We start from the raw sequence: 13011 nt of genomic DNA on the forward strand, positions 1-13011 counted from the left end.
AGGCTACCTGAAATTTTCAGGTAGCCTTTTTGTTGTTGGGACAATCCAGATAGCGTTACACAATAAAGGCTACCTGAAAATTTCAGCTGCAACAAAATTCAAGCCAAATAACAGGCAGCTTGTGCTTCCCGCACCTCAGCTGCAATTCAACGACAAGTTGGAACCACCTACTCCCAGTAACAAGTTGGCAAAAGGCTACCTGAAATTTTTAACTTCGCAGCAACTCGCATTGCCCGTTTCAACTGTGTTGAAGCTTATGCTTTCAGGTAGCCTTTTACCGACCGCATTACCAACGGCTGACCAACTCGCTCAAATCCGTATTTTTCGGGCCGCTGGCCTCTTTCTGTGCCGTGCCGATCATCAGCAGGCCGATGATTTTATCGTGTTCGCCGCAGCCGAAGGCTTCGCGCAGCGCGGCAGTATTAACCCACAAGCCGGTAATCCACACATTGTCGAAGCCTTGCGCCTTAGCGGCCAGTTGGGCGGCATAGGCGGCGCAGCCGGCGCTGAGCAGCTGCTCCCACTCCGGCTTCGGCTTGGGGCAGTCCAACTTGGGCTTGGACACCACGCCGATCACCATCGGCGCCATCTGCCCCACCACTTCGGCCTTGCGTGCCGCTTCGCCGCCGATTTCTTCGGCACACTGCTTCAAAATATGGCGGAATGCCTGCCGGCCGGCTTCGCTTTGCACCACCACAAAATGCCACGGCGTGAGGTTGCCGTGGTCAGGCACTTGCGTAGCGGCCTGCAAAATAATTTCCAGCTGGGCATCGTTGGGCGCGGGTTCGGCAAGGTGGCGCACCGAACGGCGGGTGGTAAGCAAATCGATTGCGTTCATGGGTTTAATCCTTAAAGTGTGCGTTGAAAACAAAACGCCGTGCTTATACCACACATTAAGGCTACCTGAAACACCCGCTCCAACCCAATCCCAACCATCCCCCCGTTGCCCGCCCCAGTTTAACGCTATAGTGAATTAAAATAAGAATGCTACCGCGTTGGCTTGCCTTGCCGTATTGCTCATACTGTCTGCGGCTCGCCGCCTTGTCCCATTCTTATTTTAATCCACTATATAATGCCAGCCGATTTCATCCCCTTAGGAGCCGACATGAGCACAAATTACCTTTTCACCCTGCCCGACCAAAACGGCAACGATTTCGCCGCCGCCGACCACCTGCCGCTGGTGCTGTATTTCTACCCCAAAGACAGCACGCCCGGCTGCACCACCGAAGCGCAGGAATTCAGCGCGCTTTTGCCCGAATTTCAGGCGCTCGGTTTTCAGGTAGCCGGCGTATCGCGCGACAGCGTGGCCAGCCACCAGAAATTCGTGTGCAAATACGCGCTGGAAGTGCCGCTCTTGTCGGATAAAGATGAAACCGTGTGCCGCCTGTTTGATGTCATCAAAGAGAAAAATATGTATGGCAAAAAAGTGTTCGGCATCGAGCGCAGCACCTTCGTTTTGGATGCGCAAGGCAACATCTCGCGCGAATGGCGCAAAGTGAAAGCCGCCGGCCACGCCCAAGCCGTACTCGACGCGCTGCGCGAAACGGCCTAGCGGAACACCGCCATGCAATACTGCTATCAAGCCCCCTTCGGCACGCTGCTGTGCCGCCTGCACGACGGCCTGCCCGCCGAAATCCTGCTGCAGCACAGCGCCGCGCCCTTCCTGCCCGCACTGCCAAACGACACCCCGCTGGCACAATGGCTGGACAGCTACTTTTCAGGTAGCCCCGCCCCGCTGCCGCCGTTTGTGCCGCCCGCAGGCACGGCGTTTCAGCAGGCCGTGTGGGCGCAGATTACGCAGATTCCGTTCGGCGAAACCCGCAGCTACCAATGGATTGCCCAGCGTATCGGCAGCCACCCGCGCCCCGTGGGCGGCGCCTGCGGCAAAAACCCGCTGCCGCTCCTGATTCCCTGCCACCGCGTGCTCTCGGCCAACGGGCTGGGCGGCTTCAGTATGGGCGGCGATGCCGAACGTAGCCTGGTAGTGAAACGCTGGCTGCTCGCACACGAAGGAGTGGCATGGTGAACCCGGCCGAACCGCTGCCCGCCGCCTGGCAAGAGCCCATCGAGCAAACGCTGGACGAGCTCTTCCTCACCCGCCGCCTCGCCGCCAACACCCTGGCGGGCTACCGGCGCGACCTGGAAAAAGTCGCGCGCCGCCTGCACGCGCAAGGTTTGGATTGGCAGCAGGCCGATGCCGATGCCTTGGCCAATGCCGTGTATGCCCCGGATGAAAAACCCGCTTCCCAAGTGCGCGCCCTCTCCGCCGTCAAACAGCTCTACGGCTTTTTGCAGCTGCAAAACCGCCGCAGCGACAACCCCGCGCAACACCTGCGCCCGCCGCGCCAAGGCCGCGCCCTGCCGCCACTGATCGGCGAAGCGCAAATCGACGCGCTTCTGGCCGCGCCCGACACGGAAACCATCTTCGGACTGCGCGACAAAGCCGTGTTGGAAACCCTGTATGCCACCGGCCTGCGCGTGTCCGAAGCCGCCCAAATGCAGCTGCAGGATTTAGACTTGCAGCGCGGCGTGGTGACCGTAATCGGCAAGGGCAACAAGCAGCGCATCGTGCCGCTGGGTGCCGAAGCCGTGTATTGGCTGGAACGCTACCTGAAAACCGCACGCGGAGAATTGCTCAAACACACCCCGTGCGATTTCGTATTCGTGGGGCAAAAACGCAGCGGCATCAGCCGCCAGCTGGTGTGGCAGATGGTGAAACGCTACGCCGCGGAAGCCGGCATCAGCGAGCTCAGCCCGCACGGCCTGCGCCACGCCTTCGCCACCCATCTGGTGAACCACGGCGCCGACCTGCGCAGCGTGCAAATGATGCTCGGCCACGCCAGCCTGAACACCACGCAAATCTACACCCACGTGGCCAACGAGCGGCTCAAACAGCTGGTGGCGCAACACCATCCGCGGGGGTAAACAAGATAGCGGATTCAAATGAAAATAGGGCAAGGCGGCAGGCTACCTGAAAGCTTTCAGGTAGCCTGCCGTGCCGTTTTGTGGGAAAATCCGTACGTTTAAAATTATTCAAATTGGGCGAAAAATATTATGTTGGACAGAGAAGGTTATCGCCCCAATGTCGGCATCATCATCACCAACCAGCGCAACGAAGTGTTCTGGGGCAAACGCGTGCAGGAGCATTCCTGGCAGTTTCCGCAGGGCGGCATCAAGCCCGGCGAAAGCCCCGAGGCCGCCATGTATCGCGAGCTGGCCGAAGAAGTCGGCCTTTTGCCGCACCACGTGAAAATCCTCGGCCGCACCCGCGACTGGCTGCGCTACGACGTGCCCGGCAACTGGGTGCGCCGCCAATGGCGCGGCGCGTATCGCGGGCAGAAACAGATTTGGTATTTGCTGCGGCTCACCGGCCGCGAAAGCGATGTGCACCTGCGCGCCAGCAGCCAGCCGGAATTCGATGCCTGGCGCTGGCACGACTATTGGGCACCCATCGACGAAGTAATTGAATTCAAAAAAGACGTATACACCAACGCCCTGCGGGAGCTTTCGCGCTTTCTGCACAATCTGGAAACCCTGGAGCAATTCAACCGGCGACACGCCGCCCTGCCCGAAGAGCACACCCACCGATGAGCGACATCCTCACCCGCATCCTCGCCACCAAACAGCAAGAAGTGGCCGCCGCCCAAGCCGCCCTGCCCTTAGCCGAACTCCGCGCCCGGGCCGCCGATATGCCGCCGCCGCGCGGCTTCGTACAGGCCATGCGCACCCAGCACAGCCAAGGCCGCGCCGCGCTGATTGCCGAAATCAAAAAAGCCAGCCCCAGCAAGGGGCTGATCCGGCCGGACTTCCACCCCGAGCAACTGGCACGCGCTTACGAAGCTGCCGGCGCCGCCTGCCTTTCCGTACTCACCGACGAACCCTACTTCCAAGGCTCGGCAGGCTACCTGAAAGCCGCCCGCGCCACCGTGGCGCTGCCCGTGTTGCGCAAAGACTTTATGGTGAGCGCCTATCAAATCTACCAATCCCGCGCCATGGGCGCCGATGCCGTGCTGCTGATTGCCGCCGCGCTCACCCCAACCCAACTGGAAGAGTTTGAAGGCATCGCCCACGAATCGGGCATGGCCGTGCTGTTGGAGCTGCACCACGCCGACGAGCTGGAAAAATGCCGCCGCCTCACCACCCCGCTGCGCGGCGTGAACAACCGCAACCTGCGCACCTTTGAAGTGAGCCTGCAGCAAACCCTGGATTTACTGCCAGAAATTGCCGGCGAAGGCCGCATCGTGATTACCGAAAGCGGCATCCGCAGCCGCGAAGACGTGCAATTCATGCGCAGCCACGGCGTGCACAGCTTTCTAATCGGCGAAACCTTCATGCGTACCTACGATGTGGGCGCGGAAGTGCAAAAACTGTTTGCTTGACTTTTCAGGTAGCCTGCCATGATGGTGCGGCTACCTGAAAACACTATCCCAATATTTCGTTTGTCTATTTTTCTCACGCAAGGAGTAGGCATGAAACGTTTAGTGATGATATTGGCCCTGCTGCCCCTGGCTGCGGCCGCCCAGCCCACCGCCCGGCAATGCCGGCAGATTAACCGCGACAGCATCGAAGTCATGACTTATCTGTTTGCCTGTACCGACAACGACACTTTCGCGCTCCCCCAAGCCGCCGAGCAGCAAGCCGACAAACTGATGCAGCTGAGCAAACCCTGCTCCAACCGCGACCAAGAAGCATGGTGGAGGCAAAACGGCGCACAGGTGGAAGCCGAGCGCAACCGTTACGACACCGGCGCCGATGCAGACACAACAGCAGTATGCCGGCAGCGCCGAGTATACATTCAGCGTCTCCTACGGCGCTACCGCTAAGCCGCCCCACCCTGCTGCGTTTAACCCCTATATTTCAGGTAGCCTGACTTACTGCCAAAGCGGGCAGAGGTTACCTGAAACAAGAAATCCTATCCAAATCCACACAGAGATACCGATATGACCAGCCCCGACAAAATCCTCATCCTCGACTTCGGTTCGCAAGTAACCCAGCTCATCGCCCGCCGCGTGCGCGAAGCCCATGTGTATTGCGAGCTGCACCCCTACGACATGCCGCTGGCCGACATCAAAGCCTTCAACCCGAAAGGCATCATCCTTTCCGGCGGCCCCAATTCCGTGTACGACAGCGAATATCAGGCCGACACGGGGCTGTTCGATTTGGGCGTGCCCGTGCTCGGCATCTGCTACGGCATGCAGTTTATGGCGCACCACTTAGGCGGCGAAGTGCAGGCCGGCAACCAGCGCGAATTCGGTTACGCGCAAGTGCAAACGCAAGACAGCGCCCTCACCAGCGGTATTCAAGACGGCGCACCGAACACCTTGGACGTGTGGATGAGCCACGGCGACAAAGTGTGCAGGCTGCCTGAAAACTTCCGCACCATCGGCAGCACGCCTTCCTGCCCCATCGCCATGATGGAAAACGCAGATAAACACTTCTACGGCATCCAGTTCCACCCCGAAGTCACCCACACCAAACAAGGCCGCGCCCTCATCAACCGCTTCGTGCTCGACATCTGCGGCGCACAGCCCAGCTGGACCATGCCGAACTACATCGACGAAGCCGTGGCCAAAATCCGCGAACAAGTCGGCAGCGACGAAGTGATTCTGGGCTTGTCCGGCGGCGTGGATTCCTCCGTGGCCGCCGCGCTGATCCACCGCGCCATCGGCGACCAGCTCACCTGCGTGTTCGTCGACCACGGCCTGCTGCGCCTGAACGAAGCCGAAAACGTGATGAAAATGTTTGCCGACAACTTAGGCGTGCGCGTGATTCATGTGGACGCCAGCGAGCAGTTTATGGCGAAACTCGCCGGCGTGACCGACCCCGAGCAGAAACGCAAAATCATCGGCGCAGAATTCATTGAAGTATTTGACGCCGAAGAGAAAAAACTCGCCAACGCCAAATGGCTGGCGCAAGGCACGATTTACCCCGACGTAATCGAATCCGCCGGTGCGAAAACCAAAAAAGCCCACGCCATCAAATCGCACCACAACGTGGGCGGGCTACCTGAAAACATGAAGCTGAAGCTGCTCGAACCGCTGCGCGACTTGTTCAAAGACGAAGTACGCGAACTGGGCGTGGCACTCGGCCTGCCGCGCGAAATGGTGTACCGCCACCCCTTCCCCGGCCCCGGCTTGGGCGTGCGGATTCTGGGCGAAGTGAAGCGCGAATACGCCGACCTACTGCGCCAGGCGGACGACATTTTCATTCAGGAACTGCGCAACCACAAAGACGAAAACGGCACCTCTTGGTACGACCTCACCAGCCAAGCGTTTGCCGTGTTCCTGCCCGTAAAATCCGTCGGCGTGATGGGCGACGGCCGCACTTACGACTACGTGGTCGCCCTGCGCGCCGTCATCACCAGCGACTTCATGACTGCACACTGGGCAGAACTGCCCTACTCGCTCTTGGGCAAAGTGTCCAACCGCATCATCAACGAAGTGCGCGGCATCAACCGCGTGGTGTACGACGTGAGCGGCAAACCGCCGGCCACGATTGAGTGGGAATAAACCTGGTTTGCAAACATCAGAAAGCCCTGCCAGATAATGGCAGGGCTTTGTTTGGGCTATGCTTGAGGCTACCTGAAAATCGGATTCTGTTGTTCTTGCTGGTCTAACTGGTACAGCAAGCTAGTGAAGTCTCCAGCAAAATCTTGTACTTCGTCAACATTTTCATGATCCCAAAGCACAACTGGGTAGTCGTGGTTAGCGATGTTTCGATTTGTATCGAAACAGAGATAGCCCCAGTCGCTCCAATGGGCAAAGGGAAGGTAACCCTTACCTAGCAAAAATGGTTGTGCATACTCAGAAAAAACCACTTCGGCAAGGCTTGCCTGCCAAGTATGAATAGGGTGTTCGAAAAACGATGCCTCCGAAATCGGTAATTCATAAAAATGTTTGTGTTTTAAAAATGTACGGTAGCTTTGGGAAAGAGGGTGTTTAGTCCTATCTTCCCATTGGGCAATTTCCTCATCACTCACTTTACTGGCAATGGGCAGCCAAAAAAACCAGTCTTCATCTTCACACACCTGATCCGATCGCATTTCGGAAGCGATGTTTCTAGGCAATGCGTTCAGTTGCCGACTAACGATTTTGTCTAAATGCTTATCAATTATGGTTGGTATGATTTGTTCGATCATGTGGATAACACTCAAATTACTTGGACGGTATTTTTGTGTAATAGCACAATCAATACTATCAATCTAAGCAATACTACTCTATATACACAAACAGCAGGAAACCCTGTTTCCAAGGTTTCCCGCTGTATTAGCTAAACCAACTTAGATTGACAACAGCCATTTCAGTGCCAGGCCGGTGCGGAATGGGCCTTCCGGTGCTTTTTGTGCATTGCCATCATCAGCATTGGCAAATTGCAGCGGATGCTGGCCGGAATAATTAGCATCTTCTGTATCGATCAGCAGAATCGGGGCTTTCCCATTCAGCTGGCTCTTCAAGAAGCTGCCACGGAAACTTTGTACCGTACCGGGCTGCACTGAGAATCTGTTGTTCAACAAGACTTTTTGGCCGTTTACTACGAGATAGAGTTTATAGCCCCAATCAGGTGCATTAGCCCAGCCTCGGTTGGCGATTTTTGCCGACCAGTGAACGATATTACTGTTTTGCTGGTCAACATAGGCACTGAGTTCTTCCACTACATAACGGTAGCCCATTCTCTTACGGACTTCTGTCATGCAGGAGCCGGATTCCCAATTACCGATAAAGGTTTTGTGGTAGTCGTAGTTCAGATACGACACATGGTATTCGGCGCCTTCCCTCAAAATATCGGCACAGCTCGTACGTGCTCCTGCCAGCGGTTTGCAGGTTTCACCGCCGAATACCTGATGTATGCTGTTTTCGCGAGCAAAGCTACGTAGCTCTTCGGATGAGCGCCCGCTGCCGCGCGGGTAATAGGTGCCCACATCGTCTTTGCTGGCCATAAAACAGTCGTTATGCATACCTAGGGAAGCGGCACCGCGAGGCAGACTGCTGTTATTGCGGAAATTCATCAAATCGCCTGGGTAACGCAGCTGAAGCTTGGCATAAATGCCGTTATTGTTGGCATTCAGCAAGGCCTTGATTACCTCGGCTTTATTTTGGTCTGTATTCAAATTATTGGCAGAGGAATGCCATTCACCCCATGCACCAATAAAGCCTGCCTGCCATACGAAAATGTTGTCACGGTTTTTAGCCAAAATCGGGCGCAGTTGCTCGATATGGCGACGAACCTGTGCCAGATTGGTATCTTGGCCGGCTGCTGTGTAGTCGTATGAAAAACGCAAAATGGCATTAACGTTTTTCATTTTAGATAAGCCCTGATCCAATGCATTGAGATACGACTGGGGCAAATCCTGATTCCGCCATTGAGATAAGTCTGCCGGCATATACATCAGGCGGTAGCCATCACGATAGGCTTTTTCCAAGTCAGCATCAGTAATTTGGGAAGGGTCTTTACCATAACGATAGAAACCGCGCCCATAACCAGGAACATCCCCCACTGCTTCTTTCAGGGAGACGGTTTTAACGTTGTTATTTCCATTATTATTGTTGCCATTATTGTTGTTGCTGGCATTGTTATTGTTAGTATTATTAGCAGCATTATTTCCAGAATTGCTGCCATTAGCAGCACCAGTATTATTATTGTTATTTGCACTGCCTCCTCCCGTACCTACGCTAATATTCCGGGTTCGGTCAGCGTTGCCTGATGTTCCCAGTTGGACTGTACCCTCATTTTGCTTTGCTGCGGTTTGATTTGCTTGCTGGTTGGAGCCGGCATTACTGGGCGTATCTGATTCGTCTTTTTTACAGCCTGCCAAAGCCACGGTACAAATCAGAACTGAAAGTAACGTTTTATTCATGATGACGATTTTCCTAAATATTTTCGCTAAATGGTCTACTTATAATATTAATACTGTGAAACATAGTAATCCTACAATGCTGTACACTTACTGTCAAAAAATTCAAAAAGATGTACGCCCTCTTTAAGAATGTGAATGCATCTGTAAGCAAGCCGTTCTGTCGAAAGAGTGCCAACCATCACTTGCTCTTTAAAACTAAAAACCGATAACGTTGTAATGCTCGGCACATCTTTCTAAATAAACTCAAACAGTTTTCAGGTAGCCTACTGCTTAATCCGTACCTTTTGCCCGATTTTCATGGAACTGTGCCTGCCAATCGGCAAATTTCCCTTGCTCGATGGCTTCGCGCATTTCGGCCATGATGGTTTGGTAGAAATGCAGGTTGTGGATGGTGTTCAACTGCGCGCCCAAAATTTCGCCGGCGCGGTGCAGGTGGTGCAGGTAGGCGCGGCTGAAGTTTTGGCAGGCGTAGCAGGTGCAGGATTCATCGAGCGGGCGGGTGTCGTGTTTGTGCTTGGCGTTTTTGATTTTGATGTCGCCGAAACGGGTGAACAGCCAGCCGTTGCGGGCGTTGCGGGTGGGCATGACGCAGTCGAACATGTCCACGCCGTGCGCCACGCCGTACACCAAGTCTTCCGGTGTGCCGACGCCCATCAGGTAATGCGGTTTGTGTTCGGGCAGTATGGGGCCGACGGCGCGCAGCATGCGGTACATTTCGGGCTTGGGTTCGCCGACGGACAAGCCGCCGATGGCGAGGCCGGGGAAGTCGAGCTGCTCCAGCCCGCGCAGGGACTGTTCGCGCAGGTCTTCGTACATCGCGCCCTGCACGATACCGAACAGGGCGTTGGGGTTGTTCAAATCTTCAAAGGCTTTTTTGCTGCGTTCCGCCCAGCGCAGGCTCATTTGCAGCGATTTTTTGGCCTGTTCGCGCGTGGCTTCGCCGGGGGTGCATTCGTCTAGCTGCATGGCGATGTCGGAGTTGAGCACGGTTTGGATTTTCATCGAGATTTCGGGCGAGAGGAAGAGTTTGTCGCCGTTAATCGGGCTTTTGAAGGTACAGCCTTCTTCGGTAAGTTTGCGCATGTCGGATAGCGAAAACACTTGGAAACCGCCGGAGTCGGTCAAAATCGGTTTGTTCCAGCCGATAAATTGGTGTAAGCCGCCGAACTGTTCGATGACTTCGAGGCCTGGGCGCAGCCATAAATGGTAGGTGTTTCCAAGGATGATTTGGGCTTTGATGTCGTGTAGATTTTGCGGGGTCATGGCTTTGACCGAGCCGTAGGTGCCGACGGGCATAAACACGGGGGTTTCGATGCTGCCGTGGTTGAGTTCGATGGTGGCGCGGCGGGCGTGGCCGTCTTTTTTGTGTAGGGTAAATTTGAGCATGGGGAGAACCCGTTATCAATAATGCGGCGATTATAGCTAAAGCATTTATTTCTTCCTACCGTGTTAGCCCGCCTTGCCATATTACCCATACTGCTGTGGCTCGCTGCCCGGCAAAAAATGATTGCTTTAACTGATACAGCAAACCGCTGCCAGCCCTGCGCTTTCTTTGCGCGAGGGGTGGGAAAACAGTATAATGCTGCCCCTTAAACAGGCACGTAGCTCAGTTGGTTAGAGCATCACCTTGACATGGTGGGGGTCGTTGGTTCGAATCCAATCGTGCCTACCAGAATTCGTGGGAACAGCAGGGGTTTCTGGGGAACTTCAGTTGTTCTTTTTTGTTTGGCCGCCCGCTATAGTTTTAACTTTGTAGCCACTCCGCTTCCTTCAGAAACATCGTTTCAGGTAGCCTCTTGGATTGCTGTTAAGGCTACCTGAAACTCCGGCCAAACCGCTGCAAGGAACCCGCCATATGCGCCGTTTACCTCCCGCGCTTGCGCTATTGCTCACATTGGCCGCATTAGCCGCCATAGCATTTGCCGGCCTGTTCCTGCTGTTTTACTTTTTCGGTTTCGCCTAATGCAACGATAAAGGCTACCTGAAACCCAAACCATTCATCCGTTTATCCATTTCAAAGAAAGACCAATCATCATGTCCCAAATCAACATCACCCTGCCCGACGGCTCCGTGCGCCAATACGAAGCCCCCGTAACCGTTGCCCAAATCGCCGCCTCCATCGGCTCCGGACTGGCCAAAGCCACCGTGGCCGGCAAAGTGAACGGCGTGTTGCGCGATGCGTGCGACCCGATTAGCGAAGATGCCGCCGTGCAAATCATCACGCCCAAAGACCCGGAAGGCGTGGAAATCATCCGCCATTCCTGCGCTCACTTGGTCGGCCATGCCGTGAAACAACTCTATCCCAATGCCAAAATGGTGATCGGCCCGGTGATTGAAGAAGGCTTCTACTACGACATCGCCACGGAAAAACCCTTCACGCCCGAAGACATAGCCGCCATCGAAGCGCGGATGAAAGAGCTGATCAATCAAGATTACGATGTGGTCAAAATCATGACCCCGCGCGCCGAAACCATCAAAATCTTCCAAGAGCGCGGCGAAGAATACAAACTGCGCCTGATTGAAGACATGCCCGAAGTGGAAGCCATGGGCATGTACCACCACCAAGAATACGTGGATATGTGCCGCGGCCCGCACGTGCCCAACACCCGGTTTTTAAAGAACTTCAAGCTCACCAAGCTGGCCGGGGCCTACTGGCGCGGCGACAGCAACAACGAAATGCTGCAGCGCATCTACGGCACTGCCTGGGCTAGCAAAGACGAACTCAAAGCCTACATCACCCGTATTGAAGAAGCCGAAAAACGCGACCACCGCCGCCTCGGCAAACAGCTCGACCTATTCCACCTGCAAGACGAAGCCCCCGGCATGGTGTTCTGGCATCCGCGCGGCTGGACGCTGTGGCAAACCATCGAGCAGCACATGCGCCGCGAGCTCGATGCCGCCGGCTACCGCGAAGTTAAAACCCCGCAGATTCTCGACAAAACCTTCTGGGAAAAATCCGGCCACTGGGCGAACTACAAAGACAATATGTTCACCACCTCCTCCGAGAAGCGCGACTACGCCGTGAAACCGATGAACTGCCCTGGCCACGTTCAAATCTTCAACCACGGCCTGCGTTCCTACCGCGATCTGCCCATGCGCCTAGCCGAATTCGGCTCCTGCCACCGCAACGAGCCTTCCGGCGCACTACACGGCCTGATGCGCGTGCGCGGCTTCGTGCAAGATGATGCCCACATCTTCTGTACTGAAGACCAAATCGCCGAAGAAACCCGCGCCTTCAACCAACTGGTGATGAAAATTTACAAACAATTCGGCTTCGAGCACGTCAGCATCAAACTCTCGCTGCGCCCCGAACAGCGTGCCGGCACCGACGAAACTTGGGATAAAGCCGAACAAGGCCTGCGCGATGCGCTCACCGCCTGCGGCGTGCAATGGGAAGAACTGCCCGGTGAAGGCGCCTTCTACGGCCCGAAAGTGGAATACCATATCAAAGACGCGCTCGGCCGCTCCTGGCAGTGCGGCACCATCCAGCTCGACTTCGTGCTGCCCGAACGCCTGGGTGCCGAATACGTTACCGAAGACAACGGCCGCGCCCGTCCCGTGATGCTGCACCGCGCCATTTTGGGCTCGCTGGAGCGCTTCATCGGCATCCTGATTGAAGAGCACGCCGGCTCCTTCCCGCTCTGGCTCGCGCCCGTACAGATGGTGGTGATGAACATCACCGAAAAACAGGCCGATTACTGCCTGGAAGTGGTCAACAAACTCAAAGCCGCCGGCCTGCGCGCCGAAGCCGACCTTCGCAACGAAAAAATCGGCTACAAAATCCGCGACAACAGCCAAATGCGCTACCCCTACCAAGTGGTGGTGGGCGATAAGGAAATGGAAAACGGCCAAGTGGCCGTACGCCGCAAAGGCGAGGATTTGGGCAGCATGCAGATAGAAGAGTTTATTGCCCGCTTGCAGCAAGAGCTGGCAGTGGTTTAAAGATTTTCAGGTAGCCTTTTATATGGCTACCTGAAAATCTTTGGGCACATAGGCCTGGCATTAATGCCCGACTTCTTCTGGAACATTGTGCCAAACATCCACGCCCTGACTGTGGCTTCCGTTGACAACCCACAAACGGAAGGCGGACAATTTTTCAGGTAGCCCTGGGCTGCATGAGGCTACCTGAAAATTCTTTTGGGCAGTATTTTAGAGGA

At 55.5% G+C, this 13011-nt stretch carries 12 protein-coding genes and 1 tRNA gene; 9 read left to right on the plus strand and 4 right to left on the minus strand.

The features are described 5' to 3' along the window. Window positions 1–286 precede the first annotated feature (286 nt). Window positions 287–838: a nitroreductase family protein gene (locus HMPREF2541_RS10300; protein WP_003824964.1), complete on the minus strand. Its 552-nt coding sequence runs from the start codon at window positions 836–838 to the stop codon at window positions 287–289. A gap of 267 nt (window positions 839–1105) precedes the next feature. Here HMPREF2541_RS10300 and HMPREF2541_RS10305 point away from each other — a divergent pair, with 267 nt between their 5' ends. The 7 genes from HMPREF2541_RS10305 to guaA all read left to right on the plus strand — a co-directional run bounded on the left by HMPREF2541_RS10305 (window position 1106) and on the right by guaA (window position 6509). Next, window positions 1106–1552 carry a peroxiredoxin gene (locus tag HMPREF2541_RS10305; protein ID WP_035581312.1) on the plus strand — a complete coding sequence of 149 codons (447 nt, stop codon included), beginning with the start codon at window positions 1106–1108 and terminating at the stop codon, window positions 1550–1552. A 12-nt stretch (window positions 1553–1564) separates the two neighbouring features. Continuing rightward, window positions 1565–2026, plus strand: coding sequence for a methylated-DNA--[protein]-cysteine S-methyltransferase (locus HMPREF2541_RS10310; protein WP_003824960.1), 462 nt, complete (start codon window positions 1565–1567; stop codon window positions 2024–2026). Beyond that, complete coding sequence (xerD, locus tag HMPREF2541_RS10315; RefSeq protein WP_003824958.1) at window positions 2020–2925, plus strand: site-specific tyrosine recombinase XerD; 906 nt, start codon at window positions 2020–2022, stop codon at window positions 2923–2925. Before HMPREF2541_RS10310 ends, xerD begins: the two co-directional genes overlap by 7 nt. A gap of 129 nt (window positions 2926–3054) precedes the next feature. Further along, window positions 3055–3591 carry an RNA pyrophosphohydrolase gene (locus HMPREF2541_RS10320; RefSeq protein WP_003824957.1) on the plus strand — a complete coding sequence of 179 codons (537 nt, stop codon included), beginning with the start codon at window positions 3055–3057 and terminating at the stop codon, window positions 3589–3591. Continuing rightward, complete coding sequence (gene trpC, locus HMPREF2541_RS10325) at window positions 3588–4379, plus strand: indole-3-glycerol phosphate synthase TrpC (protein ID WP_003824956.1); 792 nt, start codon at window positions 3588–3590, stop codon at window positions 4377–4379. Before HMPREF2541_RS10320 ends, trpC begins: the two co-directional genes overlap by 4 nt. A gap of 90 nt (window positions 4380–4469) precedes the next feature. Beyond that, window positions 4470–4823, plus strand: a complete 354-nt coding sequence (locus tag HMPREF2541_RS10330) for a hypothetical protein (protein WP_035581309.1) — start codon at window positions 4470–4472, stop codon at window positions 4821–4823. A 117-nt stretch (window positions 4824–4940) separates the two neighbouring features. Further along, window positions 4941–6509 carry a glutamine-hydrolyzing GMP synthase gene (gene guaA / locus HMPREF2541_RS10335; protein WP_064103556.1) on the plus strand — a complete coding sequence of 523 codons (1569 nt, stop codon included), beginning with the start codon at window positions 4941–4943 and terminating at the stop codon, window positions 6507–6509. Window positions 6510–6577: 68 nt separating this feature from the next. On the opposite strand, the gene HMPREF2541_RS10340 is transcribed toward guaA, so the two are convergent. The 3 genes from HMPREF2541_RS10340 to tgt form a co-directional block, all read right to left on the minus strand. Beyond that, the gene (locus HMPREF2541_RS10340; protein ID WP_003824950.1) at window positions 6578–7138 is read right to left on the minus strand and encodes an SMI1/KNR4 family protein; all 561 of its coding nucleotides are present in this window, start codon (window positions 7136–7138) and stop codon (window positions 6578–6580) included. 141 nt (window positions 7139–7279) lie between these two features. Continuing rightward, entirely contained in the window at window positions 7280–8854 is a 1575-nt protein-coding gene (locus HMPREF2541_RS10345) for a DUF4874 domain-containing protein (RefSeq protein ID WP_080543263.1), read from the minus strand. Window positions 8855–9124: 270 nt separating this feature from the next. After that, window positions 9125–10240, minus strand: a complete 1116-nt coding sequence (gene tgt / locus HMPREF2541_RS10350) for a tRNA guanosine(34) transglycosylase Tgt (protein ID WP_070543492.1) — start codon at window positions 10238–10240, stop codon at window positions 9125–9127. Window positions 10241–10449: 209 nt separating this feature from the next. On the opposite strand from tgt, the gene HMPREF2541_RS10355 reads away from it, so the two are divergent. Together HMPREF2541_RS10355 and thrS are read left to right on the plus strand one after the other, a co-directional pair. Then, window positions 10450–10526 (plus strand) — tRNA-Val (locus HMPREF2541_RS10355). A gap of 362 nt (window positions 10527–10888) precedes the next feature. Further along, the gene (gene thrS, locus HMPREF2541_RS10360) at window positions 10889–12796 is read left to right on the plus strand and encodes a threonine--tRNA ligase (protein ID WP_070543494.1); all 1908 of its coding nucleotides are present in this window, start codon (window positions 10889–10891) and stop codon (window positions 12794–12796) included. Window positions 12797–13011: the final 215 nt, after the last annotated feature.

Source organism: Eikenella sp. HMSC061C02, assembly GCF_001809035.1.
GTDB classification, from domain to species: domain Bacteria; phylum Pseudomonadota; class Gammaproteobacteria; order Burkholderiales; family Neisseriaceae; genus Eikenella; species Eikenella corrodens.

What these genes read in the sequence shown, in the direction of transcription:
- HMPREF2541_RS10300 (WP_003824964.1), bottom strand. Translation starts at nt 838, where the DNA reads ATGAACGCAATCGATTTGCTTACCACCCGCCGTTCGGTGCGCCACCTT.
- HMPREF2541_RS10305 (WP_035581312.1), top strand. Translation starts at nt 1,106, where the DNA reads ATGAGCACAAATTACCTTTTCACCCTGCCCGACCAAAACGGCAACGAT.
- HMPREF2541_RS10310 (WP_003824960.1), top strand. Translation starts at nt 1,565, where the DNA reads ATGCAATACTGCTATCAAGCCCCCTTCGGCACGCTGCTGTGCCGCCTG.
- xerD (WP_003824958.1), top strand. Translation starts at nt 2,020, where the DNA reads ATGGTGAACCCGGCCGAACCGCTGCCCGCCGCCTGGCAAGAGCCCATC.
- HMPREF2541_RS10320 (WP_003824957.1), top strand. Translation starts at nt 3,055, where the DNA reads ATGTTGGACAGAGAAGGTTATCGCCCCAATGTCGGCATCATCATCACC.
- trpC (WP_003824956.1), top strand. Translation starts at nt 3,588, where the DNA reads ATGAGCGACATCCTCACCCGCATCCTCGCCACCAAACAGCAAGAAGTG.
- HMPREF2541_RS10330 (WP_035581309.1), top strand. Translation starts at nt 4,470, where the DNA reads ATGAAACGTTTAGTGATGATATTGGCCCTGCTGCCCCTGGCTGCGGCC.
- guaA (WP_064103556.1), top strand. Translation starts at nt 4,941, where the DNA reads ATGACCAGCCCCGACAAAATCCTCATCCTCGACTTCGGTTCGCAAGTA.
- HMPREF2541_RS10340 (WP_003824950.1), bottom strand. Translation starts at nt 7,138, where the DNA reads ATGATCGAACAAATCATACCAACCATAATTGATAAGCATTTAGACAAA.
- HMPREF2541_RS10345 (WP_080543263.1), bottom strand. Translation starts at nt 8,854, where the DNA reads ATGAATAAAACGTTACTTTCAGTTCTGATTTGTACCGTGGCTTTGGCA.
- tgt (WP_070543492.1), bottom strand. Translation starts at nt 10,240, where the DNA reads ATGCTCAAATTTACCCTACACAAAAAAGACGGCCACGCCCGCCGCGCC.
- thrS (WP_070543494.1), top strand. Translation starts at nt 10,889, where the DNA reads ATGTCCCAAATCAACATCACCCTGCCCGACGGCTCCGTGCGCCAATAC.